The following is a 1,294-nucleotide window of genomic DNA, read 5'->3' on the forward strand; positions in this document are numbered from 1 at the left end:
CGGCGCCAGAGCTTGCCCCGATTGAGTTGGTGGTCTCTCCTTTGACGGAATTGGCTGTTCGCAAGGCCGGTATTGAACAAGACGAGGTTCCAACGTCGCTGAGCGAGGATCAAGTTCTTTATAATGATCGCGTCGCAGATTTGTTTGGGCTGTCTGGCATTGATATTGCGCGTACGCCAGTCACGACGACTTTGGACGCTGAGTATGATGAAGCTGATGGCCTTGATGGTTCTGAGGCGTATGGCCGAGCTTTGGCGCAATTGTCTGTTCGTGATGCGTCTACCGGCAGTGTGCGCGTGACGATTGAAGAGTTGGTCGCTCAGATCACAGAAGATCCTGATGATAATAGTTTAAGTTTGAGTTCTGCTGCTGCTTTGTCCCTGGACCAAGCGACCAATGTTTTGGATTTGATGCAGGACACGGATGAGGCGACCTCTGGCACGGATCCTGTTTTGGTGGCGCAAGCGTTGCAAGCAGTTATCCGGACAGCGGCGGGTGAAGAACCCTTTGTCAGGGAAGATCAGCTTGTTCTTTTGGGTGTGCAAGGCGTTGATACGAATACGATTGCTCTTGCGCATCGTTTGCTGCAGCAGACATCTGATGATGGTTCGGATGTAGATAGTCGCGATAAGATTGATGGGCTTTTGTCGGATGCGTTGACGGCTCTTTCAACGTTTGCGTCTGCGACTGAGGCGAATACTGCGGCACAAGATGTGACGCATGAGCATTATGCAGCACTTGGCTATGGGGATTTGGGTTCTGCTTTTGAGGCTTCTTTTGCGACGTTCTTGGATCGCGCTTCTTTGGGGAGTGCGGATGTTAATGCGGTCACAAAGCTTGAGGGCCTGATAGAAAGCTATCAAAATCTGAGGGCTTATGTTGTTGATCCGAGTTCGGCCGCACGTGTGCCAAGCCTAGAGGATTATAGCAAGCTTGGTATTTTGGGGGTCTCTGATGCCAATTTGGGTGCGATGCTCAACGATGCGTTGAGTACGGATTTTACTTTGGCTGTTGCGGTTATAGATGCCGAGCAACTTCAATCATTGGTTGATGATTTTAACGCTGCGATGGATCTGATCCATTTGTACAGTATGGATCCTGAGGCCAACCCCGCGCCGAGTTTGGCAGATTATCAAAAGCTACGGCTGACGGGTCTTACGGATGAGGCTTTTGCGGCTTCTGTGACGTCAGTTTTGGCGGATAGCGATGTTGTTATTGCTGCGGATGATGTGCGCAATCAGACCCAGGCGTTGGTTGATGCGTACACCAATCTGTTAGATTTTGCGGCAGCGCA

At 50.8% G+C, this 1,294-nt stretch carries 1 protein-coding gene; it reads left to right on the forward strand.

Going from position 1 to position 1,294, the window contains the following annotated elements; translation table 11 throughout:
• Positions 1-1,294 (forward strand): hypothetical protein (locus AAC620_RS12350; RefSeq protein WP_340245417.1); only part of this gene is annotated, 1,294 nt, incomplete at both ends.

The sequence above is a fragment of the Roseobacter sp. HKCCA2468 genome, assembly GCF_037805105.1.
In the GTDB taxonomy this organism is placed as follows: Bacteria; Pseudomonadota; Alphaproteobacteria; order Rhodobacterales; family Rhodobacteraceae; genus M30B80.